Origin of the sequence: Massilia brevitalea (assembly GCF_030711405.1) — a bacterium.
GTDB classification, from domain to species: domain Bacteria; phylum Pseudomonadota; class Gammaproteobacteria; order Burkholderiales; family Burkholderiaceae_D; genus Telluria; species Telluria brevitalea.
The window spans coordinates 82,993-103,923 of the sequence record NZ_JAULSI010000016.1 but is presented as its reverse complement, the minus strand read 5'-3'; the positions used below and the strand labels follow the sequence as shown (position 1 = coordinate 103,923).

Below are 20,931 nucleotides of genomic sequence, written 5' to 3'. Positions count from 1 at the left end.
AGCTCCCGGGTTCACAGAATTTTGCCGGGGTTCATAATGCCGAGCGGGTCGAGGGCCGCTTTGATGGCACGCATCATGTCCAGTTCGACCGCATCCTTGTAGCGCACCAGTTCCTCGCGCTTCAGGGCGCCGATGCCGTGCTCGGCCGAGATCGAGCCGTCGAAGGCGGCCACGCTGTCGTGCACGATGCGGTTGATGGCGTCCTGGTTGGACAGGAAAGCCTCGTGCGCCACGCCTTCCATCGGCGCCACGTTGTAGTGCAGATTGCCGTCGCCGAGGTGGCCGAAGCAGACCACCTGGCAGCCGGGGAAGCTGGCCGCCAATTGGCGGTCGGTGCTGGCGATGAACTCGGCGATGCGCGAGATCGGCAGCGAGACGTCGTGCTTGATGTTCTTGCCGGCCACGGCCTGGGCAAGCGGGATGTGCTCGCGCAGCTGCCACAGACTGCCCGACTGGGCGCCGGACATGGCCACCACCGCATCGTCGGCCAGGCCCTGTTCGAGGGCGGTCTCGATGCCGGACTCCAGCAGTCCCACCGCATGTGCTTCGGACTCGCTGCTCGACACTTCCAGCAGCGCGTACTGCGCATGGTTGTGCACGAACGGGCGCGGCAGGTGTGGAAAATGCGCGCCGACCAGGCGCAGGCAGAAGTCCGACATCAGTTCGTAGGCGGTGAGGCTGGGGCCGCACACGTCCTGCATCAGCGACAGCAGGGCCAGCGCACGCTCGGGCGACGCCATGGCGACCAGCGCCGTGGTCGACGCCTTCGGCTGCGGATACAGTTTGAGTACCGCGGCGGTGACGATGCCGAGCGTGCCTTCGGCGCCGACGAACAGATCGCGCAGGGCGTAGCCGGTGTTGTCCTTGCGCAGGCCGCGCAGGCCGTCCCAGATGCGGCCCTGGGGCGTGACCACTTCCAGGCCCAGGCACAAGTCGCGCGTATTCCCGTAGCGCAAAACGGCGGTGCCGCCGGCATTCGTCGACAGATTGCCGCCGATGGTGCAGCTGCCCTCGGCCGCCAGCGACAGCGGGAACAGGAGGCCGGCTTCCTGCGCCGCGTCCTGGATCTGCTGCAGGATGCAGCCGGCCTGTACGGTCATCGTGCGGTTGACGGTGTCGATGTCCAGGATCTGGTCGAGGCGGCGCAGCGAAATCACCACGGCCTCGCCGCTGGCGTCGGGCACGCTGCCCAGCACCAGGCCGGTCCGCCCGCCCTGCGGCACGATGGGCACGCGGTGCTCGGCGCAGGCTTGCACCAGTTGCGCGACTTCGTCGCGGCTGCCGGGCAGCAGCACGGCGCGGGCGCGGCCGGTGAAGCGGCCGCGCCAGTCGGTGAGGAAGGGCGCCATCTCGGCCGCCCCGGTCAGCACCCGCGACGCGCCGCAGACTGCGCGGCAGCGCGCGAGGAAGGCATCAGTCATGCGGTACTTTCACCTTGTCGAGCAACTCCTTGGCCATGCGCTGCGCCGCCTTTTTATACGGGTGCAGGTAGAGCAGGGCGCAGGCGAAATACACGCAGACCAGGACGATCTCGCCCATGGCCATGAAACGCGAGGCTTCCAGCTCGTCGCTCCAGGCGCGCACCGCGCCCTCGGCAAAGTAGACCAGGATCACCATCGACGACCATTGCAGGGTGTAGAGGTCGCGCTTGATGACGCCGCGCAGCGGCACCAGCAGGGGCAGCGCCTTCAGCGCCAGCAATGAGCCGCCGGGATGCAGCGGGGCGACCCAGATTTCCCAGGCTACCAGCCAGCCGATCAGCCAGATCAGGCTGGCAATGGCGCCGGCATGAAAGATCTTTGGGGTTTCCATCAGCGTGGTCCGTGCAGTGGTGTGTGCAATGGCGATTGCAGGCGGGCGGCGGCTTCGGCCAGGCGGCGGCCCTGGGCGATGGCGAGGCGCTTCTCGTCTTCCGTGATGGGTTTGTCGCCGTCGATCCCGGCCCAGTGGGTGGGGCCGTAGGGGCTGCCGCCGCTGGCCGTGTTCATCAGTTCCGGGTGGGCGTAAGGCAGACCCATGATCAGCATGCCGTGGTGCAGCAGCGGAATCATCATCGACAGCAGGGTCGCTTCCTGGCCGCCGTGCAGGCTGCCGGTGGAGGTGAACACGGCGGCCGGCTTGCCGGACAGGGTGCCGGCCAGCCATTCCGCTGCGGTGCCGTCGAGGAAGTATTTCATGGCCGCCGCCATGTTGCCGAAGCGGGTAGGCGAACCCAGGGCCAGCCCGGCGCACTCGTGCAGGTCCTGCAGCTCGACGTAGGGCGCGCCGCCGGCCGGGATGTCGGGCGCGACCGCCTCGGCCACTGTCGACACCGCGGGCACGGTGCGCAGGCGCGCCTCGGCGCCGGGGACGGACTCGATCCCCTGTGCGATGAGCTCGGCAAGTTTACGGGTGGCGCCATGGCGCGAATAGTACAAAACGAGAATAGTCAGGGACGGTGGGTTCATCGTTGGTATTATAGGACGCTTTGCTCAAGTGATAATCTTTCAGAGCGAATCAAAACGACAATATGCTTTCCAAAACGGTTCACTCGATCTCGCGTTCCACCAGCGACATGTTCAACGTCGGCGCCGAGCGCGTGCGCGCCCTCACGCTGCCCGAGGTGCGCGACCTGCTGCGCTTTGCGCGGCGCCGCCTGCGCGAAGAAAAATTGCCCCAGGTAGCAGGCAGCCTCACCTTTACGACTACGCTTGCCCTGGTCCCGCTGCTGACGATCGTCCTGGCGATTTTTACCACGTTTCCGATTTTCGGTCAGCTCCGCACGGCCATCGAAACCTACTTCGCCCAGGCCCTGATGCCGAAGGCAATTTCCAACACGATCATCTCGAACCTGACCCAGTTCGCCAGCAAGGCCAAGGGCCTGTCGGCGGTCGGCGCCGTGGCTCTGTTGATCACCTCGACGGCGATGATCGCCATGATCGAGCGCGTGTTCAACCAGATCTGGCGCGTGCGCCAGCCGCGCCCGCTGATGCAGCGCATGCTGGTCTACTGGGCGCTGATCACGCTCGGTCCGCTGCTGTTCGGGCTGTCGATCACGGTGACCTCGCAATTGTTTACCGCCACCGACGGCATCACGCGCGCGGTGCCGCTGGTCGGCAGCTTCGTTTCCAGCCTGCTGTCGACCATGGCCTCGCTGGCCCTGACCAGCGGCGCCTATACCCTGCTGTACGTGGCCGTGCCGAACCGCTACGTCAACTGGCGCGACGCGCTGTGGGGCGCGCTGGCGGCGGCGCTCGCCTTCGAGCTGGCCAAGCGCCTGTTCGCCCTGTTCATCCGCCAGTTCCCGGCCTACGCCATCATCTACGGCGCGCTGGCGGCGCTGCCGCTGTTCCTGGTCTGGATTTATTTATCCTGGCTGATCACCCTGGTCGGCGCCGTGCTCGCCGCCGCGCTGCCGGTGGTCAGGCACGAGCGCTGGTGGCACGTGCCGGCGCCGGGCGGGGCCTTCGTCGATGCGATGGCGGTGCTGAAGGTGTTGCATGGCGGCGCGCACGCCACCGGCTCGGCGCTGGTGTCGAGCGCGGCGATCCGGGCCCATACGCGCATCGGCTACGACGAATTGGGGCTGCTGCTGGAGCAGATGGTCACGGCCGGCTGGGTCGGGCGGGTACAGTCCGAGGTGCCGGCGCATACGCAATGGGGGCGCAGCGCGCGCGCCGGGCAGGACGACTGGGTGCTGCTGGCCGATCCGGGCAAGCTGAAGGTGGCCGACGTGTACCGGCTGTTCGTGTTCGGCGGCGCCGGGGCGGGCCTGACGGCGGCGGTGCCGGCGCCGGATTCGCCGCTGGCGCTGGATACGGCGGGGCTGGCGCGCAGTGTCGAGGCAGCGGTGGAGGCGGGGCTGGACCAGAGCGTGGATGAGTATTTCGAGACCAGGTAACAACGTTCAGGACGGGATAATGACCGTACGGTGGGCACCCCGTGCCCACGCGGAAGGTGGCGTCGTGTTGGCGCCGTTTAATGACGCGGCATCGGATGCTCGAAACGTGTGCCAATGATCATCTGGAAGCGTCAACAATCATCAACGGTCACGGCCGGAACAGCGTTATCACCATGCCACGTTCCGCGTGGGCACGGAGTGCCCACCGTACGGTTGCAGCCAACGACGCAGCCAACGACGCAGCCAACGGCGCGGCGGATGATAGCAATGCGCCCGCGCCATCCTACCAGCTCAACTTCCCCGTCAGCATCTGCCAGTACATCACCCAGTCCGCCTTGAACGACAGCCAGGGCTGGTCAAACGTCGCGGGCCGGTTCTTCTCGTAATAAAAATGGCCGACCCAGGCGCCGCCGTAGCCGAGCACCAGCGCCGCCACGACCCACAGGCCGCTGCCGCTGATCAGTGCCGCCAGCAGCGCCAGGATCGCGGCCGAGGTGCCGATGAAGTGAGCGCGGCGGCAGCGGCGGTCGGCATGCTGGGACAGGTAATACGGATAGAACGCGCCAAAGCTGCTGTAGCGGGCCTTCACTGCGTGGTCTCCTCGTTCTCAAGCGTGGCGGCAAAGGCGATCAGGGCATCGAGCACCGCATCCGGCTGCTCGGCCATCAGGGAATGCCCGGCATCCACCGTCACCACCTTGCCATGCGCGATGGCCCCGGTCAGCGTTTTGGTCGAGCGCGGCGGCGTCATCATGTCCTTCGCGCCGAAGATGAACACGGCCGGGCACTGCACCGCACGCGCCGCCGCTTCGCCGTTCGCATACGCATTGCATGCCGCGAAGTCGGTGTAGAACAGGGCGTCCGGATTGATGGCCGACATGCGCTGCATCAGGCGGCGCGCGCCGCCCATCACCGAAAAGCCGGGACCGGGACTGGACGGCTTGTGCGCGATGCTCGAATGCGACCAGATGTTGACCATGTCGATGGCGGCGTCCTCGTCGTCGCGCGCCGTGGCGAGCAACTGGTCCGACACCTTCATCGGGTAGGTCGTGCCGAGCATGGCCAGACCGCGTACGCGCCCCGGTGCGCGCGCGCTGGCTTCCAGCGCCACCAGCGAGCCCATGCTGTGCCCGGCGAGCAGGGCGCGGCGCACGCCGGCCGCGTCGAGCAGGGCCAGCAGCCAGTCGGCCATCTCCTCGACGCTGGCCAGCGCCGGCCCGCCGCTGCGGCCATGGCCGGGCAAATCGACCGCCAGCACGCCGTAGCCGTGGTGGGCGAACCAGCGCGACTGCAGGCCCCAGACCGAGTGGTCGTTCTGGGCGCCGTGGATGAAGACGACGGTCGGCAGGGCGCAATCGAGAGCCTTGCCGCCGGTGTAGGCGTAGACTTGCTGTCCGTTGATGACGACTTGCATGCTCAGGCCCCTTTCTGGGCCAGCTTCAGGCCGCGCGCCAGGTCCTCGATCAGATCGTCCGGGTCTTCCAGGCCGACCGACAGGCGCATCGTGCCTTCCTTCACGCCGCTGGCCGCCAGCTGCTCGGCGGGCACGCGGAAGTGGGTGGTCGAGGCAGGATGGATCACCAGCGACTTGGCGTCGCCCACGTTGGCCAGGTGCGAGAACACCTTCAGGCCGTCGACGAAGCGGCGGCCGGCGGCGCGGTCGCCCCTCAAGGCGAAGGTGAAGACGGCGCCGCAGCCTTTCGGCAGCAAGGTCTTGGCCAGTTCGTAATCCGGATGCGTGTCCAGCTCGGGATACGACACCGACTCGACCATCGGATGCGCCAGTAAAAACGCGATGATGCGGCGCGTGTTGGCGACGTGGCGCTCCATGCGCAGGCCCAGGGTCTCGATGCCCTGCAGGATGGCAAAGGCATTGTGCGGACTCATGACCGCGCCGAAGTCGCGCAGGCCTTCGCGCCGCGCGCGCAGGGCAAAGGCGCCGACCGTCGACTCCTCGGCGAACACCATGCTGTGGAAGCCCTCGTAAGGCTCGCACAGTTCGGCGTAGCGGCCGCTGCGCGCGTGCGCGGCCTGCCAGTCGAAGGTGCCGCCATCGACCAGCAGGCCGCCGATCGCGGTGCCGTGCCCGCACAGGAACTTGGTGGCCGAGTGGAACAGCAGATCGGCGCCGAGATCGAAGGGGCGCAGCAGCCAGGGCGTGGTGAAGGTGGCGTCGACCATCAGCGGCAAGTCGTGCTCGTGGGCGAGGGCGGCGATGCGCGGGATGTCGAGCACGTCCAGGCCCGGGTTGCCCAGGGTTTCGCCGAACAGGATCTTGGTCTCGGGGCGGATCGCGGCGCGCCAGGCGTCGAGGTTGCGCGGGTCGACGAAGGTGGTCTCGATGCCGAAGCGCTTCAGGGTATAGGCCAGCAAATTGTGCGAGCCGCCGTACAGCGCTCTTGACGCCACGATGTGCGATCCGGCGCCGGCAATCGTCGACAGGCCCAGGTGCATCGCGGCCTGGCCGCTGGCGGTGGCGAGGCCGGCCACGCCGCCCTCAAGCGCGGCGATGCGCTCTTCCAGCACGGCGTTGGTCGGGTTCGAGATGCGCGAGTACACATGGCCGCTGCGTTCCATGTTGAACAGCGAGGCGGCGTGGTCGGAATCGCGGAAGGCAAAGGACGAGGTGAAGTGGATCGGGGTGGCGCGCGCGCCGGTGGCCGGGTCGGGCGCCGCGCCGGCGTGCAGCGACAGCGTGTCGAAGCCGGGGTATCGTGGACCGCTCATGGATGTCTCTTGTCTGGTTGATCGAATAATTATGCGCAGAATCCTAGCATCGAATCGGCCAGCTGTGCCCATCCCCGCCGTCGCCGCAGCGGTCTTTGTCGGAAAACTGGATTTTCTGCTAGGCTTGCGCTACATTCAACTCAGTCTTTCATCAAAGTATTTACAGTGAATAATTTATCTGACGCGGGGGTGGCTAGCATGAAAGTCTCCGAGATTTTGCAGGTCAAGGGCAACATCCTGTACACGGTGACGCCGGATATGCCGCTGGCCGAAGCGGTGAACACGATGTCGGAAAAGGACATCGGCTCGCTGGTGGTGATGGAATACGGCGACCTGGTCGGCATGCTGACCTTCCGCGAAGTCATCAAGGTGCTGCACGAAAACGGCGGCTCGGTCGGCAACGGCACCGTGCGCCGCTACATGGACGACAGCCCGATCACCGTCACCCCGGACACCGAGGTCAACGAAGTGCGGCGCATGATGCTCGAAAAGCACGCGCGCTATCTGCCGGTAATGAACGCCAAGACCCTGCTGGGCGTGATCTCGTTCTACGACGTGGCGCGCGCGGTGCTGGAAGCGCAGAGCTTCGAGAACCGCATGCTGAAGGCGTATATCCGGGATTGGCCGGCGGAGCAGGCGGCGGAGGACTGAGTCCCACAAGAGGGATATCGGGACTGCCCTTGCGGCCTGGAACCTTGATCGTACGGTGGGCACTCCGTGCCCACGCGGTACGTGCGCGTCCTTGCACCTGCGGCGGTGATCGTTCGCTCGCTACATTCAAACGACGCCCGTGACGCCATCGTTCGTATCCGTTTGCAGGCGTTGCGGGCGATACCTCGCTGCTGCGGACTACGGAAGCGTGCGTACCGCGTGGGCACGAGTGCCCGCCCTACGGAGCCCATCGGCTCCGGCACACGCGCCATGCGCTGACGTGCCCAACGCCGGTTATCGTCAAGCCGCGTCGTTCAGCACCTGCGCGCCCAGCCATTCGCGCAGCGCCGCTGGCGACAGCGGCCGCGAGAACAGGAAGCCCTGCGCCAACGGGCAGCCGAGCGTGGACAGGATCTGCGCCTGGCGCTCGTCCTCGACCCCTTCGGCGATCACCGACAGGCCCAGGTTGCGCCCGAGCTGGATCACCATCTCGGCAATGCTGCTGCCGCGTGCCGAGCCGGTGATCTCGGAGACAAAGGCGCGGTCGATCTTCAGGCGGTCGACCTGCAGGCGCTGCAGGTGCGAGAGCGAGGAAAAGCCGGTGCCGAAGTCGTCGATGGCGATCGACACCCCGGTGCGCTTGACCTCGCCCAGGATCTCGGCCAGGTGGCGCGGGTCTTCCATCGCCATCGACTCGGTGATCTCCAGTTCCACGTAGGCGGGCGGTGCGCCGGTCTCGGCCAGGGCGCGCTGCAGCATCGCCACGAACTGCGGGTGGCGGAACTGCGCCTGCGAGACGTTCACCGACATCGTGAAGGCCAGGTGGCCGGCCGCGCGCAGGCGCACCAGTTCGGCGCAGGCTTCGCGCAGCACCCAGGCGCCGATCTCGACGATCAGGCCGGAGGTTTCGGCAATCGGGATGAAGCGGTCCGGCGGCACCATGCGGCCGTCGGCCGTGCGCCAGCGCAGCAGGGCTTCGGCGCCGAAGGGGCGGCGGCTGGCCAGGTCGATCTGCGGCTGGTAATCGAGGAACAGTTCGCCGCGGCCGAAGCCGCTGCGCAGCGCGTGCATCAGGTCGACCCGTTCGCGGATCTCGACGCCCATGCTGCGCGAAAAATAGAAGTGGCCGCCGCGCTGGCGGGTCTTGGCGCGCTTCAGGGCGATGTCGGCGTCCTTCAGGGCGTCGGCGCCGCTGCCGTCGTGCTCGCGCAGGCGCACCAGGCCCATGGTGGCCGAGGCGCGCACGTCCTGGCCGTCGATGGCGAAGGGCGGGGCGAACAGCGCGTGCAGGGCCTGCGGCGTGCAGGCCTCATCTGCGCCCAGCACGGCAAAGGTGTCGCCGCCGATGCGCGCCAGCGCCAGGCCGGCCAGGCTGGCCTGCAGGCGCCCGGCGACGGCCATCAGCAGCATGTCGCCGAACTGGTGGCCGAGGGCGTCGTTGCTTTCGGCGAAGTGGTCGAGATCGACCAGGGCCAGCGTAACGTCGGCCGCGCCCGGGGCTTCCGCTGTCGCTCCTCTTGCGCCGGCCAGGCGGGCGTCAAGCTGCTCGATCAGGCTGGCGCGGTTCGGCAGGCCGGTGAGGGCATCGTAGAAGGCGGCGTCGTTCAGGCGCCCGACCAGTTCCAGGTTGTCGACGCCGACCGCCACCACGCTACTGAAGACGTCGAGCAGGCGCCGGCGGCCCTCGGTGAGCGGTTCGGCCAGGTAGACGCCGGCGGCGAAGTCGCGTCCGGATTTGCCGGCGAAGTAGAGCGCCAGGCGCTCGGGCGTGTGCTGGCTGGCGCGTTCGCGCAGGGCGCGCGCCACCAGGGCATGCAGTTCAGGGTCCGGGTGACGCCCCATGGCGCCGCCTTCGAATGCGATGCAGGTGCCGGCCGCGCCCAGCACCTGCAGGCCGCCGTTGTCGCTCACGCACAGCACGCCGCCGGGCTCCTGCAGCAGCACGGCCGCCGCGTGGCTCAGCACCGCACGCGCGATATCGCGCGGCACGTGCAGGTTCATCAGCTCGGCGCCGGCGCGCGCAATGCGCTCCAGCGCAACGCGCCCTACGGCAAGCGTATGTAATTGTTGGTAGCAGCGCACCGCGGCCGCCACCGCCGTGTACAGCTTGGTGCGGGTGAGTTCCGACTTGGTGCGGTAGTCGTTGATGTCGAGGTCGCGGATGGCGTCCATCTCGGGCGCGTAGCCGGGCTGGCCGGTGCGCAGGATGATGCGCACTTCCTGCAGGCCGAGGGTGTCGCGGATGTGGCGTACCAGCTGCAGGCCGGCGTCGGGCTGCTCCATCACCACGTCGAGCAGGACCACGGCGATGCCGGGCACGCGCGCCAGCAGCGCGCGTGCTTCGTGCGCCGAATAGGCGTGCAGGAATTCCAGCGGCCGGCCCTGGACCTCGAGGTTGGCCAGGGCAAAGATGGTGGTCGAATGCACGTCGGCGTCGTCGTCCACGACCAGGATGCGCCAGGTAGCGCGGCTAGCTTGCGCGGCAGGGGGCGCGAGCGGCGCTTCGTCAAGAAAAACCAGGTCGTCGTGCGCGTCGGAGCCGGTTCCGGGCGTAATCGATGCGGGCATTATTGTTGCGTCTCCAGGATTAGGCTCGGCATTTCATCGCGACCAAGTATAGCGGCAAAAGTCTGGAATCGGCGTCTCTTGCTTGTGTGGATACAAAAATAAATTCTGCAAGGCAACAGTATTCGGACGCAAACCGGTCTTGACGGCGGGGCAGGAAGCCGTTCCAGCACCGCTGGTACTGGTAGAATGGTCTTCTCGTCACTCGATCTTGCATACCATGTCCGGCAATACCTTCGGCAAGCTGTTTTCCGTTACCACCTTCGGCGAGTCGCACGGTCCGGCGATCGGCTGCGTCATCGACGGCTGTCCGCCGGGCCTGGCGCTGTCCGAGGCCGACATCCAGCCAGAGCTCGACCGCCGCAAGCCCGGCACTTCGCGCCACGTGACCCAGCGCCAGGAAGGCGACCGGGTGCAGATCCTGTCCGGCGTGTATGAAGGCGTCACCACCGGCACCCCGATCGCGCTGCTGATCCCGAACGAGGACCAGCGCAGCAAGGACTACGGCAACATCGCCGAGAGTTTCCGTCCCGGCCACGCCGACTACACCTATTGGCACAAGTACGGCGTGCGCGATCCGCGCGGCGGCGGGCGTTCCTCGGCGCGCCTGACGGCGCCGGTGGTCGGCGCCGGCGCCATCGCCAAAAAGTGGCTGCGCGAGCGCCATGGCGTGGAGTTCATGGGCTGCATGCGCGCCCTGGGCGACATCGAGGTGCCGTTCGAGGGCTGGGAACACGTGGCCAACAATCCCTTCTTCGCCGCCACCGGCGACGCCGCCCTGATCGCGCGCATGGAAGCGGCGATGGACGAGCTGCGCCGCGCCGGCGATTCGATCGGCGCGCGCATCGACGTGGTGGCGCGCGGCGTGCCGGTCGGCTGGGGCCAGCCGATCTACGACAAGCTCGACGCCGACATCGCCTACGCGATGATGGGGATTAATGCGGTCAAGGGCGTGGAGATCGGCGCCGGCTTCGCCTCGGTGGCGCAAAAGGGCTCCGAGCACGGCGACGAACTGACGCCGGAGGGCTTCGTCGGCAACCATGCCGGCGGCGTGCTGGGCGGGATCTCGACCGGCCAGGACATCACGGTGTCGCTGGCGATCAAGCCGACTTCCTCGATCCGCATCCCGCGCCGCTCGATCGACAAGGCCGGCGAGCCGGCCACCGTGGAAACCTTCGGCCGCCACGATCCTTGCGTCGGCATCCGCGCCACCCCGATCGCCGAAGCGATGCTGGCGCTGGTGCTGATCGACCACGCGCTGATGGGGCGCGCCCAGTGCGGCGACGTGCGCGTGGCGACGCCGCGGATTTGATGGCTGGCGTCGTGATTGCCGGCTTGGTTACGCCCTGCCGCTGACCGCGGCCACTTCCGGATGCGCGCGCCGCTCGACGGTGCGCACCACCAGCGCGCGCAGATCGTTCAGCAGCGCGAACTCGCCCTGGCTCAGGTGCACCGACGGGAAGGTGTCGTCCCAGTCGCCGTACACGAAGCCGACCGGCTGGCCCTGCATGCACAGGGGGACCACCACGAAGCAGCGCGCCTGCGCCAGCGTACCGCGCCACCAGAGCGGCAGCTTGGCCGCGAACTTCGGGTCGCGCGCATTCTCGATGAAGATCACGCGGTCGCTGGCCAGGGCCGCGTGGAAGACGTTGGCCTCGTAGGCATCGTCGAAGGCCAGGTTCGGCAGCAGGTCCCTGGCGCCTTCGCCCAGCCCCATCTTGGCCAGGTACTTGCCTTCGCGCCGGTTGCGCAGGAAGGCAAACGCACGCGTGAACGACAGTCCCTTGAACATGGTTTCCAGCGCCATCGCCGTCATCTGGCCGGCGCTGACGTTCGGGCCGGCGTCGCGCATGTCGGCCACGCCGCTCATCAGGATGCGGTTGCCGGCCTCGCGCTTGCGTTGCACGGCGTCGACCCTGGCGCGCTTCTCGGCGGCGTTGGCCAGCGGCGCGATCGACAGGTCGTTCGCCGCTTCCAGCCTGGCCTTGTCGACGGCGCCGAGGATCTGCTCGGTGTCCACGCCCAGCAGCGGCGCAAAGGCGCCGGCCAGTTCGCGCACCTGCTCGGCGCCGGCGGCGTCGTCGTTCCACAACGAGTTGGCGCAGCGGGTCGACATGGTGCCGAGCGCCGCCAGCCAGTCCTCGTGGCCGAAGGCGTCGCCACGCTCGCCCGGCTCGACGCTGCGCATGCCGGCCACCAGGTTGCGCGGCAGGCCCCAGTGCTCGGCGGTGGCGCGGCCGATCTGTTCCAGGCTCAGGCCGAGCAGGCCGGGCGCCGCGCTGTCCTCGCCCCCTGCGCCGCCCGCCGCCTGCAGCTGGGTCCAGCGCTCGGGCATGTAGAAGGTCACCATCATCCGCCCCAGCGAATGCAGGATCGAGCAGACCACGGCTTCTTCCGGGTCGCGGGTGGCGGCGCGCGCGGCCACCTGCTGGGCCACCATTCCGGCCAGCACCGCCTTTTCCATCTCGACGTGGGCGACCGCCGAATCCGGGGTGCTCTTCGCCAGCTCCTCGATCAGCTTCAGGCCCAGCGCCAGGTGGCCGATGGCTTCCGTGCCCAGCACCAGCACCGCTTTCGAGACCGTGTTCACGCGCTGGCCAAAGGCCGAGTACATGCCGCTGTTCGCCAGGCGCAGCACCTTCTGGGTCAGGACCGGGTCCGACAGCACCGTCTGCGTCATCGAGAATTCGCGCTCGTCCTCGCCGCGCATCGAGGCCAGGATGGCGTTGATGGCGCGCGTGAAGCCGGGCATGTCGCCCTGGCGGCGGATGCGTTCCCAGAGCAGGTCCAGGGTGGCCTGCCCACGAGCCTTGATCGGGGCCGGGCGCGCTTGCGTAGTCAGGGTCATTGCCTGCCTCCCTGTGGTTCGGACGGCGCCGGCGCCGTCAGCTGGTTGTCCTGCAGGGCGGCGATCGCGATGTGGGCCGGCATCGGCTTGCCGGTCAGGTAGCCCTGGATGTAGCGGCAGTCGCGCGATTCGAGCCAGGCCAGCTGCTCCTCGGTCTCGACGCCTTCGGCCACCACCGACAAATCGAGGTGGCGCGCCATGTCGAGCACCGCGCTGCAGATCGCCGCTTCCTTCTGCGCGCCCGGCAAATCCTTCACGAAAGCGCGGTCCACCTTCAATACCGAGATCGGGAAGCGCTTCAGGTAAGCCAGCGAGGAATAGCCGGTGCCGAAGTCGTCGATGGCAATCCGCGCGCGCCGTTCGGCCATGCGCGTCAGGATGGTCTCGGCGTGCAGCGGGTCGACCATCAGCGTGCCCTCGGTGATCTCGAGCACCAGCTTGTCGCCGGGCGTGCCGGAAAACGCCAGCGCTTCGTCGAGCACGTCGAGGAACTTGTCGTTCCTGAACTGGCGCGGGCTGATGTTCACCGAGATGTACAAATCGCGCCCGGCGGCTTCCTCGAAATGGCGGATCTGGGCGCAGGCCGCCTTCAGGGCCCAGGCCCCGAGCAGCGTGATCAGGCCGTTGGTCTCGGCGATCGGGATGAAGCGCGCCGGCGGCACCATGCCCAGGGTCGGATGCTTCCAGCGCATCAGGGTCTCGAAGCCCTCGATGCAGCGGGTGCGGGCGTCGACGATGGGCTGGTAGTAGAGCAGGAACTCGCCTTCGCGCACGGCGTTGAACATCGCCGCTTCGAGCGAGATGTCGTGCTGCGGCGGTCCCTGTTCGCGCGCGCTGTAGACCACGGCGCGGCCCTTGCCGCTTTCCTTGGCGCGCGAGAGGGCGGCGTCGGCCAGGGCCAGCAGGCCGTTGTCGTCCTCGGCGTGCTGCGGATACAGGGCCACGCCGATCGAGGCGCCGAGATAGATGGTGTGGCCGTTGGCCTCGAACGGCGACTGCAGGGTGGCCAGCAGGCGTCCGGTGACGAGCTTGATCTGGGCCGCGCTGGCAGTGCCGGGCAGGACCGCGACGAACTCGTCGCCGCCGATGCGCGCCAGGGTGTCGCTGTCGCGCAGGGCCTTGCGCAGGCGCAGTCCGGCCTGGCGCAGCACCGCGTCGCCGACCGGATGGCCGACGCCGTCGTTGACCTTCTTGAAGCCGTCCAGGCCGACGGTCGCCAGCGCGAAGCCCTGGCCCGAGCGGCGCGCGTTGGCCACCACCATGCGGATGCGGTCGGCCAGCAGCAGGCGGTTCGGCAGTTCGGTGAGGGCGTCGTGGGTGGCCATGTGGCGCAGCCGCTCCTCGGTGGCGTACTGGGCGCTCATGTCGCGCCCGACCACCAGCAGGGCTGCGCCGCCGTCCTCGTCCTCGCGCTGGTCCTCGCCCTCGCAGACGGCGATGCGCAGCTCGAACCAGGTCTCGCGCTCGGCGCCGGGTTCGCCGCAGCGCAGGCGCGTGCGCACCAGTACCGGTTCGGCCGCCGCCTGCACGTCGACAAAGGCGGTGCGCAGGGCGGCATGGTCGAATTCAGAGACGATGGCGGTCAGCAGCTGGCCTTCGAGGGGAATGCCGGAGCCGACGAGGCGCTGGGCGCGGCGGCTGGCGAGGCGGATCCGGCTCGAAGGCGCGACCCGGAACACAACGTCGCCCGCCGCCTCCATCAGGCTGTCGAAGCCGCTTCGCGCCTGGATCGGACGCGGCGGATCGAACGGCAAGGCGGAGGAACTGGAGCGCATTGTTGAATTTCTGCCTTATTCTCGGCTTACATGAGCAGCACCCGCAACAGGTGCAAGCGTGCAAGTTTATCAAACCACGGGAGACTTTATCACCGAACCATTCCAACAGGCATCAAAATTCACAATTGCCGGGGGATGTTTGCGCGCCCTTTGCGCTACAGCAGGGGCGCCTTGCCGAATTGTGTACTTTGCGCTAGCCTCTTGCCGAATCGTTAACCATACCCGCAAGCGCGGGGAGTGGCACCGATTACCGACACGCAGAGGCAGCATTGCCATCGAAAATGATGCTTCACTGCAACACTTTACACCAGCTTTTCGCGGCACGCAGGGGAATGGCATGAATTCATTCGATACGCATGAGGTGTTCAACCAGGCGCCGCCGTTCGGCGACGTCAACCTGCTGCGCTGCGACCCGGCGCTGCGCGAAGCCCTGGCGCGCGAAGGCGCCGGCTGGGCCGCGGACGAGCTCGACGCACTGGGCGCGCGCCTGGGCCGCGCCGAGATCCTCGACCTGGCGCGGGTGGCGAACGCCAACGGTCCGCGCCTGGTGAACTTCGACCGCGGCGGGCGCCGCATCGACGAAGTCGAATTCCACCCGGCCTGGCACGAATTGATGGCGCTGCTGATCGGCGCCGGCGCCCACAGCGCGCCCTGGCTTGACCCGCGCCCGGGCGCCCAGGTGGCGCGCGCCGCGGCCTACCTGCTGTTCGGCCAGGTCGAGAACGGCGCCCAGTGCCCGGTGACGATGACCTATGCCTCGGTGCCGGCGCTGCGCCGCGCCCCGCATATCGCGGCCAAATGGCTGCCGAAGATCCTGTCGCGCGAATACGACCCGCGTTCGCTGCCGGTGGAGCAGAAGCGCGGCGCCCTGGTTGGTATGGGCATGACCGAGAAGCAGGGCGGCACCGACGTGCGCGCCAATACCACGCGCGCCGTCGAGATGGCGCCGCTTGAAGCGCGCGAGCGCTTTGGAGAGGATGGCGAGGGCGCCTGGCGCATCGTCGGCCACAAATGGTTCTTCTCGGCGCCGCAATGCGACGCCCACCTGGTGCTGGCCCAGGCCGGCGACGGCGGGAGCGCCGGTCTCTCCTGCTTCTTCGTGCCGCGCTGGCTGCCAGATGGCAGCCGCAACGCGATCCGCGTGCAGCGCCTGAAGGACAAGCTCGGCAACCGCTCGAACGCGTCCTCGGAAGTCGAGTTCTGCGACGCCGTCGGCTGGCTGGTCGGCGCCATCGGACGCGGCATCCCGACCATCCTCGAAATGGGCAGCCACACGCGCCTGGACTGCGTGGTCGGCACCGCCGGCATCATGCGCGCCGCACTCTGCCACGCCCTGCACCATGCACGCGGGCGCGCCGCCTTCGGGAAATCGCTCGCGAGCCAGCCGCTGATGCAGAACGTGCTGGCCGATCTCGCCATCGAATCGGAAGCGGCCACCGCTTTCGCGCTGCGCCTGGCGCGCTGCTTCGACCACCCGGACGATCCCTTGGAAAGTGCGCTCGGGCGCCTGCTGACGCCGGCCGGCAAGTACTGGATCTGCAAGCGCGGCCCGATGCTGGGTGCGGAGGCAATGGAGGTCATGGGCGGCAACGGCTACGTGGAAGATGGTCCGCTGGCACGCCTGTACCGCGAGTTCCCGGTGAATTCGATCTGGGAAGGCTCGGGTAACGTGATGTGCCTGGACGTGCTGCGCGCGCTCGGCAAGAATCCGCAGGAGTCGCGCGCGGCGCTGGAAAGCGAGCTGGCGCCGGCTGCGGCGCTCGATCCGCGCTTCGCCGCCTACGTGGCGCGCCTGCTCGCGGCCCTGGCCAACGCCGGCGAGGCGGACGGGCGCCGGGTCGCCGAGCAACTGGTGATCGCGGTGCAGGGCGCGCTGCTGCTGCGACACGCGCCGCCGTTCGTGGCCGAGGCGTTTGTCGCCTCGCGCATCGCGCAGGATGTCGGCGGCGCCTTCGGGCGCCTGCCTGCGGGGCTGGACTTCGAGGCCATCCTGGCGCGTGCGCTCCTCCACTAAAGCTGCTTAGCTAAATAGAAATTTCTACATCAAGTCGGGACAAACTCGCGCCGCACTGGGATAATGGCGGGTTTATACGCTCCTGTGGCCGCCGTGCCTGCACTTCCGGCGGGCCCGTCACCGAACAAAGATATGTCGATAATGAAACAAGACCCGCGCTTCCCCAGTCTCTACATCCTGAATCACCCGCTGATCCAGCACAAGCTGTCGCACATGCGCGAGCACGACACCTCGACCCGCACCTTCCGCGAGCTGCTCAAGGAAATCACGCTGCTGATGGGCTACGAGATTACGCGCGACCTGCCGCTGACCACGCGTCCGGTGCAAACCCCGCTGGTGACGATCGACGCACCCGTGATTGCCGGCAAGAAGCTGGCGATCGTGCCGATCCTGCGCGCCGGCATCGGCATGAGCGACGGCCTGCTGGAACTGGTGCCGTCGGCGCGCGTGGGCCACATCGGCGTGTTCCGCGACCCCGAAACCCACGAGCCGGTCGAGTACCTGGTGCGCCTGCCGGACACCACCGAGCGCACCTTCATCCTGTGCGACCCGATGGTAGCGACCGGCAACTCGGCGGTGCACGCGATCGACGTCCTCAAGAAACGCGGCGTGGCCGATGAGCAGATTTTGTTCCTGGCCCTGGTGGCGGCGCCCGAAGGCGTGACGGTGGTGCAGGACGCCCACCCGAACGTCAAGGTCTACGTGGCCTCGCTCGACTCGCACCTGGATGCGCACGCCTACATCGTGCCGGGCCTGGGCGACGCCGGCGACCGCATCTTCGGCACCAAGTAAAGGCATGGCCGGGCTCGTCGACGCCGCCTTCTTCGCGCGCCTGACGGCAGCGGACGCGCGCTTCCGCGCCGGGCTGCCGGCCACGCTGGCCCAGCTGTCGGCCGCGCGCGGCGAATTGCTGCCCGAGGCCCCGGCCCCAGCGCTGGTGGCGGAACTGCAATCGCTGCTGCACACCCTGGCGGGTGCGGCCGTGACTTTCGGTTTCCGCGAACTCGGGCACGGCGCACGCGCCCTCGAGCAGCGCCTGCGCGTGCTGTGCGCTTTTGATGCCGTCGGCGCCGACGACTGGAGCGCCTGGCTGGGGACGCTGGACCGCTTCGTCGCAGCAGGTTTGCAGGCGCCATCGCCGCGTTACCATCACGCCGCCTTTTCGCCCTTGCTGTAATTCAAAATTGCTACGCCGAGTCGTTTGATCCACCGCAAACTTGCTACCCTTCGTTGTCCTATATTCTCTTTACTGCCGAATCAAATACCGCTCAGCCTGAAAGTTGGTTTCAGGCATTGTTACGCGATTTCTTTTTTATTTTGCGAAATATGTGTAAGCGGTGTTTTATTCGGTATAATACGGGATCGTTGGGTTCGAGCTAGTAGTGCAGTCTGTCTGTCATTTCTTTCTTGCTACTTCAAACGATCATAAACGGGCGTAAGCCCACTTAACTGAAATAGGAAATTGTAATGGCAACTGGCATCGTTAAATGGTTCAATGACTCCAAGGGTTTCGGCTTCATCACCCCTGACGAAGGCGGCGAAGATCTGTTCGCTCACTTCTCGGCTATCCAGAGCCAAGGCTTCAAGTCCCTGCAAGAGAACCAGCGCGTCTCGTTCGACGTGACCTCGGGTCCTAAGGGCAAACAAGCATCGAACATTCAGCCGATCTAATCGCTGATTTACGATGAAAAAATCCTCGGCGTGCCGGGGATTTTTTTTCGCCTGATGGTTTATCGTTGGGTAGTTGTTCCGTTATTTCCGGCGGTTTTATCCGCTCAGCGGCGCCAATAATCCGGCTGCGCATAAGTCCGGCGTAGAAAATCGACGAAAACGCGCACGCGCAGCGGCAGGTGCCGCCGTTGGGCGAATACGGCATGGATGTCGTTTCCCGGCGCGGCGAAGTCGTCGAGCACCGTCACCAGCTGGCCCGCCTCGATCTGCGCGGCCACTTCCCACATCGAACGCCAGGCCAGGCCCCGGCCGCCGAGCGCCCATTCGTGCAGCACGGCGCCATCGTTGCAGACCATGTTGCCGGCCACTTTCAGGGTCACCGTCTTGCCGCCTTCACGGAAGGTCCAGCCGCGCTGGCTGCCTTCGCTGCTGATCGCCAGGCAATTGTGGCGCGCCAAATCGGCCAGCGATTGCGGCTTGCCGTGGCGCTTCAGGTAGCCCGGCGCCGCCACCACCACGCGCTGGTTGTCGGCCAGTTTCACCCCGACCAGGCTGGAGTCGCCCAGGCTGGCGATGCGGATCGCCACGTCGACGCCTTCGCCGACCACGTCGACCACGCGGTCGTTCAGGTTCAGGTTGACGGTGAGATCGCGGTGCTCGGCCAGGAAGGAGGGCAGCAGCGGCGCCACGTGCTGGCGCCCGAAACCGGCCGGGGCCGATACCAGCAGGTGGCCCTTGGCATGGGCGCTCCGTTCCGATACCGCGCTCTCCGCTTCTTCCAGCTCGGCCAGGATGCGCTGGCAGTCTTCCAGGAAGGCGGCGCCCTCGTCGGTCAGGGCCAGGCGGCGCGTGGTGCGCTGCAGGAGTTTCACGCCCAGGCGCGCTTCGAGTGCGTCGAGCCGGCGCCCGATCATGGCCGGCGCAATGCCCTCGGCCCGCGCCGCCGCCGATAAACTGCCGCGCGCCACCACTTCGGCGAAGGTGTTGATTTCCCTGAATTTTCCCATGCGCGCGCTTTTACCCGTGACCTTATCTGTGACTAAAACGCACAGATGATATGAATAAATGTATCGTTTGATGACTTCGAGTTGAATATACTTGATGCTATGACAAACGCCAAGCCGGCCGGGATCGCGCTATCCTGCCGGCCTGGCTGCACCGGCATTCAATCACATCGAGGAGTACGAGCATGACGATCGCAACCCCATCCGGCATGGAGATCCGCGCCACCATCGGGCCTGGCTACGAACAGATCCTGACGCCCGAGGCATTGGAACTGGTGGCCCGGCTGACGCGCCAGTTCGAGCCGCGCCGCCAGGAATTGCTGGCCGCCCGCGTCGAACGCGCGCAACGCCTGGACGCCGGCGAGCGCCCCGACTTCCTGCCCGAAACGGCGCACATCCGCGAGGGCGACTGGAAGATCGACCCGATCCCGCAGGCACTGGCATGCCGCCGCGTGGAAATCACCGGCCCGGTCGAGCGCAAGATGGTGATCAACGCCCTGAACTCGGGCGCCGACAGCTACATGACCGATTTCGAGGATTCGAATGCGCCGAACTGGGACAACCAGATCACCGGCCAGATCAACATGCGTGACGCCGTGCGCCGCACGATCTCGCTTGAGCAGAACGGCAAATCCTACAAGCTGAACGACAAGGTGGCGACCCTGGTCGTGCGCCCGCGCGGCTGGCACCTCGACGAAAAGCACGTGCTGGTCGACGGCAAGCGCATCTCCGGCGGCATCTTCGACTTCGCCCTGTTCATGTTCCACAATGCAAAGGAACAGCTGGCGCACGGCGCCGGGCCTTATTTCTACCTGCCGAAGATGGAGTCGCACCTGGAGGCGCGCCTGTGGAACGACATCTTCATCGCCACCCAGGAAGCGCTGGGCCTGCCGCGCGGTACGGTCAAGGCGACCGTGCTGATCGAGACCATCCTGGCCGCCTTCGAGATGGACGAAATCCTGTACGAACTGCGCGAACACAGCGCCGGCCTGAACGCGGGGCGCTGGGACTACATCTTCTCGTGCATCAAGAAGTTCAAGCTGGACAAGGATTTCTGCCTGGCCGACCGTCCGAAGGTGACGATGACCTCGCCCTTCATGCGCGCCTATGCGCTGCTGCTGCTGAAGACTTGCCACAAGCGCGGTGCGCCGGCGATCGGCGGCATGGCGGCGCTGATCCCGATCAAGAACGATCCGGCGAAGAACGACATCGCCATGGGCGGCGTGCGCAACGACAAGGCGCGTGACGCCACCGATGGCTACGACGGCGGCTGGGTTGCCCACCCGGGCCTGGTCGAGTTGGCCATGACCGAATTCACCAAGGTGCTGGGCGACAAGCCGAACCAGATCGACAAACAGCGTCCCGACGTCGAAGTCACGGCCGAGCAACTGCTCGACTTCAAGCCGGAAGCGCCGATCACCGAAGAGGGCTTGCGCTACAACATCAATGTCGGCATCCACTACCTGGGCGCCTGGCTGGCCGGCAATGGCTGCGTGCCGATCCACAACCTGATGGAAGACGCGGCCACGGCCGAGATCAGCCGCTCCCAGGTGTGGCAGTGGATCCGCTCGCCGAAGGGCGTGCTGGAAGACGGCCGCAAGGTCACCGCCGAGATGGTGCGCGCCATGATTCCAGAGGAATTGGCCAAGGCGAAACAGGCGGCGCCGAACGGCGACAACCCGAGCTATGCACGGGCGGCAGTCATCTTCGAGGAAATGTCGACGTCGGAACAGTTCGCGGAGTTCCTGACGCTGCCGCTGTACGAAGAAATCTGATCCTTCGTTGAAGCCTGAAAAG

At 67.0% G+C, this 20,931-nt stretch carries 18 protein-coding genes; 8 read left to right on the top strand and 10 right to left on the bottom strand.

Translation table 11 applies throughout. From position 1 onward, the window contains the following. Positions 1–11 precede the first annotated feature (11 nt). The 3 genes from QWL29_RS12285 to wrbA are packed head-to-tail and all read right to left on the bottom strand — an operon-like array spanning position 12 to position 2,447. Positions 12–1,421, bottom strand: coding sequence for an FAD-binding oxidoreductase (locus QWL29_RS12285; protein WP_305823176.1), 1,410 nt, complete (start codon positions 1,419–1,421; stop codon positions 12–14). Then, a complete protein-coding gene (locus tag QWL29_RS12280) occupies positions 1,414–1,812 on the bottom strand; it encodes a DUF2069 domain-containing protein (RefSeq protein ID WP_305823175.1) in 399 nt (132 codons plus the stop codon). The genes QWL29_RS12285 and QWL29_RS12280 overlap by 8 nt, the downstream gene beginning before the upstream one ends. Next, positions 1,812–2,447, bottom strand: a complete 636-nt coding sequence (gene wrbA, locus QWL29_RS12275) for an NAD(P)H:quinone oxidoreductase (RefSeq protein ID WP_305823174.1) — start codon at positions 2,445–2,447, stop codon at positions 1,812–1,814. Before wrbA ends, QWL29_RS12280 begins: the two co-directional genes overlap by 1 nt. A 62-nt stretch (positions 2,448–2,509) precedes the next feature. Between wrbA and QWL29_RS12270 the strand changes: the two genes are divergently transcribed. Further along, positions 2,510–3,880 (top strand): YihY family inner membrane protein, encoded by a 1,371-nt coding sequence (locus tag QWL29_RS12270; protein WP_305823173.1) that lies wholly within the window; start codon positions 2,510–2,512, stop codon positions 3,878–3,880. 283 nt (positions 3,881–4,163) lie between these two features. On the opposite strand, the gene QWL29_RS12265 is transcribed toward QWL29_RS12270, so the two are convergent. From QWL29_RS12265 to QWL29_RS12255, 3 genes are read right to left on the bottom strand one after another with little or no spacing between them, the layout of a single operon-like run. After that, positions 4,164–4,469, bottom strand: a complete 306-nt coding sequence (locus QWL29_RS12265) for an Mpo1-like protein (RefSeq protein WP_305823172.1) — start codon at positions 4,467–4,469, stop codon at positions 4,164–4,166. Beyond that, on the bottom strand, positions 4,466–5,293 hold the full coding sequence (locus QWL29_RS12260; protein WP_305823171.1) for an alpha/beta fold hydrolase: 828 nt from the start codon (positions 5,291–5,293) through the stop codon (positions 4,466–4,468). Before QWL29_RS12260 ends, QWL29_RS12265 begins: the two co-directional genes overlap by 4 nt. 2 nt (positions 5,294–5,295) lie before the next feature. Continuing rightward, positions 5,296–6,606, bottom strand: coding sequence for an O-acetylhomoserine aminocarboxypropyltransferase (locus QWL29_RS12255; protein ID WP_305823170.1), 1,311 nt, complete (start codon positions 6,604–6,606; stop codon positions 5,296–5,298). Between the two features lie 198 nt (positions 6,607–6,804). Between QWL29_RS12255 and QWL29_RS12250 the strand changes: the two genes are divergently transcribed. After that, on the top strand, positions 6,805–7,257 hold the full coding sequence (locus QWL29_RS12250; RefSeq protein WP_229435461.1) for a CBS domain-containing protein: 453 nt from the start codon (positions 6,805–6,807) through the stop codon (positions 7,255–7,257). A 300-nt stretch (positions 7,258–7,557) separates the two neighbouring features. Here QWL29_RS12250 and QWL29_RS12245 read toward each other — a convergent pair whose 3' ends face one another. Continuing rightward, entirely contained in the window at positions 7,558–9,825 is a 2,268-nt protein-coding gene (locus tag QWL29_RS12245; RefSeq protein ID WP_305823169.1) for a putative bifunctional diguanylate cyclase/phosphodiesterase, read from the bottom strand. A gap of 217 nt (positions 9,826–10,042) precedes the next feature. On the opposite strand from QWL29_RS12245, the gene aroC reads away from it, so the two are divergent. Continuing rightward, positions 10,043–11,134 (top strand): chorismate synthase, encoded by a 1,092-nt coding sequence (gene aroC / locus QWL29_RS12240; RefSeq protein WP_305823168.1) that lies wholly within the window; start codon positions 10,043–10,045, stop codon positions 11,132–11,134. A 27-nt stretch (positions 11,135–11,161) separates the two neighbouring features. Here the strand turns inward: aroC and QWL29_RS12235 are convergent, their stop codons facing one another. Then, positions 11,162–12,670 (bottom strand): HDOD domain-containing protein, encoded by a 1,509-nt coding sequence (locus tag QWL29_RS12235; RefSeq protein ID WP_305823167.1) that lies wholly within the window; start codon positions 12,668–12,670, stop codon positions 11,162–11,164. Beyond that, on the bottom strand, positions 12,667–14,445 hold the full coding sequence (locus QWL29_RS12230; protein ID WP_305823166.1) for a putative bifunctional diguanylate cyclase/phosphodiesterase: 1,779 nt from the start codon (positions 14,443–14,445) through the stop codon (positions 12,667–12,669). Before QWL29_RS12230 ends, QWL29_RS12235 begins: the two co-directional genes overlap by 4 nt. A gap of 337 nt (positions 14,446–14,782) precedes the next feature. Between QWL29_RS12230 and QWL29_RS12225 the strand changes: the two genes are divergently transcribed. The 4 genes from QWL29_RS12225 to QWL29_RS12210 all read left to right on the top strand — a co-directional run bounded on the left by QWL29_RS12225 (position 14,783) and on the right by QWL29_RS12210 (position 18,130). Next, a complete protein-coding gene (locus QWL29_RS12225) occupies positions 14,783–16,459 on the top strand; it encodes an isovaleryl-CoA dehydrogenase (protein WP_305823165.1) in 1,677 nt (558 codons plus the stop codon). A gap of 141 nt (positions 16,460–16,600) precedes the next feature. Beyond that, positions 16,601–17,251, top strand: coding sequence for a uracil phosphoribosyltransferase (gene upp, locus QWL29_RS12220; RefSeq protein ID WP_305823164.1), 651 nt, complete (start codon positions 16,601–16,603; stop codon positions 17,249–17,251). A gap of 4 nt (positions 17,252–17,255) precedes the next feature. Continuing rightward, positions 17,256–17,636, top strand: coding sequence for an Hpt domain-containing protein (locus tag QWL29_RS12215; protein ID WP_305823163.1), 381 nt, complete (start codon positions 17,256–17,258; stop codon positions 17,634–17,636). A 290-nt stretch (positions 17,637–17,926) separates the two neighbouring features. After that, positions 17,927–18,130 (top strand): cold-shock protein, encoded by a 204-nt coding sequence (locus tag QWL29_RS12210; RefSeq protein ID WP_182988379.1) that lies wholly within the window; start codon positions 17,927–17,929, stop codon positions 18,128–18,130. A 104-nt stretch (positions 18,131–18,234) separates the two neighbouring features. On the opposite strand, the gene QWL29_RS12205 is transcribed toward QWL29_RS12210, so the two are convergent. Further along, a complete protein-coding gene (locus tag QWL29_RS12205; RefSeq protein ID WP_305823162.1) occupies positions 18,235–19,137 on the bottom strand; it encodes a LysR family transcriptional regulator in 903 nt (300 codons plus the stop codon). 182 nt (positions 19,138–19,319) lie between these two features. Between QWL29_RS12205 and aceB the strand changes: the two genes are divergently transcribed. Beyond that, entirely contained in the window at positions 19,320–20,909 is a 1,590-nt protein-coding gene (gene aceB / locus QWL29_RS12200) for a malate synthase A (RefSeq protein ID WP_305823161.1), read from the top strand. Positions 20,910–20,931 lie beyond the last annotated feature (22 nt).

What these genes read in the sequence shown, in the direction of transcription:
- QWL29_RS12285 (WP_305823176.1), bottom strand. Translation starts at nt 1,421, where the DNA reads ATGACTGATGCCTTCCTCGCGCGCTGCCGCGCAGTCTGCGGCGCGTCG.
- QWL29_RS12280 (WP_305823175.1), bottom strand. Translation starts at nt 1,812, where the DNA reads ATGGAAACCCCAAAGATCTTTCATGCCGGCGCCATTGCCAGCCTGATC.
- wrbA (WP_305823174.1), bottom strand. Translation starts at nt 2,447, where the DNA reads ATGAACCCACCGTCCCTGACTATTCTCGTTTTGTACTATTCGCGCCAT.
- QWL29_RS12270 (WP_305823173.1), top strand. Translation starts at nt 2,510, where the DNA reads ATGCTTTCCAAAACGGTTCACTCGATCTCGCGTTCCACCAGCGACATG.
- QWL29_RS12260 (WP_305823171.1), bottom strand. Translation starts at nt 5,293, where the DNA reads ATGCAAGTCGTCATCAACGGACAGCAAGTCTACGCCTACACCGGCGGC.
- QWL29_RS12255 (WP_305823170.1), bottom strand. Translation starts at nt 6,606, where the DNA reads ATGAGCGGTCCACGATACCCCGGCTTCGACACGCTGTCGCTGCACGCC.
- QWL29_RS12250 (WP_229435461.1), top strand. Translation starts at nt 6,805, where the DNA reads ATGAAAGTCTCCGAGATTTTGCAGGTCAAGGGCAACATCCTGTACACG.
- QWL29_RS12245 (WP_305823169.1), bottom strand. Translation starts at nt 9,825, where the DNA reads ATGCCCGCATCGATTACGCCCGGAACCGGCTCCGACGCGCACGACGAC.
- aroC (WP_305823168.1), top strand. Translation starts at nt 10,043, where the DNA reads ATGTCCGGCAATACCTTCGGCAAGCTGTTTTCCGTTACCACCTTCGGC.
- QWL29_RS12235 (WP_305823167.1), bottom strand. Translation starts at nt 12,670, where the DNA reads ATGACCCTGACTACGCAAGCGCGCCCGGCCCCGATCAAGGCTCGTGGG.
- QWL29_RS12230 (WP_305823166.1), bottom strand. Translation starts at nt 14,445, where the DNA reads ATGCGCTCCAGTTCCTCCGCCTTGCCGTTCGATCCGCCGCGTCCGATC.
- QWL29_RS12225 (WP_305823165.1), top strand. Translation starts at nt 14,783, where the DNA reads ATGAATTCATTCGATACGCATGAGGTGTTCAACCAGGCGCCGCCGTTC.
- upp (WP_305823164.1), top strand. Translation starts at nt 16,601, where the DNA reads ATGAAACAAGACCCGCGCTTCCCCAGTCTCTACATCCTGAATCACCCG.
- QWL29_RS12215 (WP_305823163.1), top strand. Translation starts at nt 17,256, where the DNA reads ATGGCCGGGCTCGTCGACGCCGCCTTCTTCGCGCGCCTGACGGCAGCG.
- QWL29_RS12210 (WP_182988379.1), top strand. Translation starts at nt 17,927, where the DNA reads ATGGCAACTGGCATCGTTAAATGGTTCAATGACTCCAAGGGTTTCGGC.
- QWL29_RS12205 (WP_305823162.1), bottom strand. Translation starts at nt 19,137, where the DNA reads ATGGGAAAATTCAGGGAAATCAACACCTTCGCCGAAGTGGTGGCGCGC.
- aceB (WP_305823161.1), top strand. Translation starts at nt 19,320, where the DNA reads ATGACGATCGCAACCCCATCCGGCATGGAGATCCGCGCCACCATCGGG.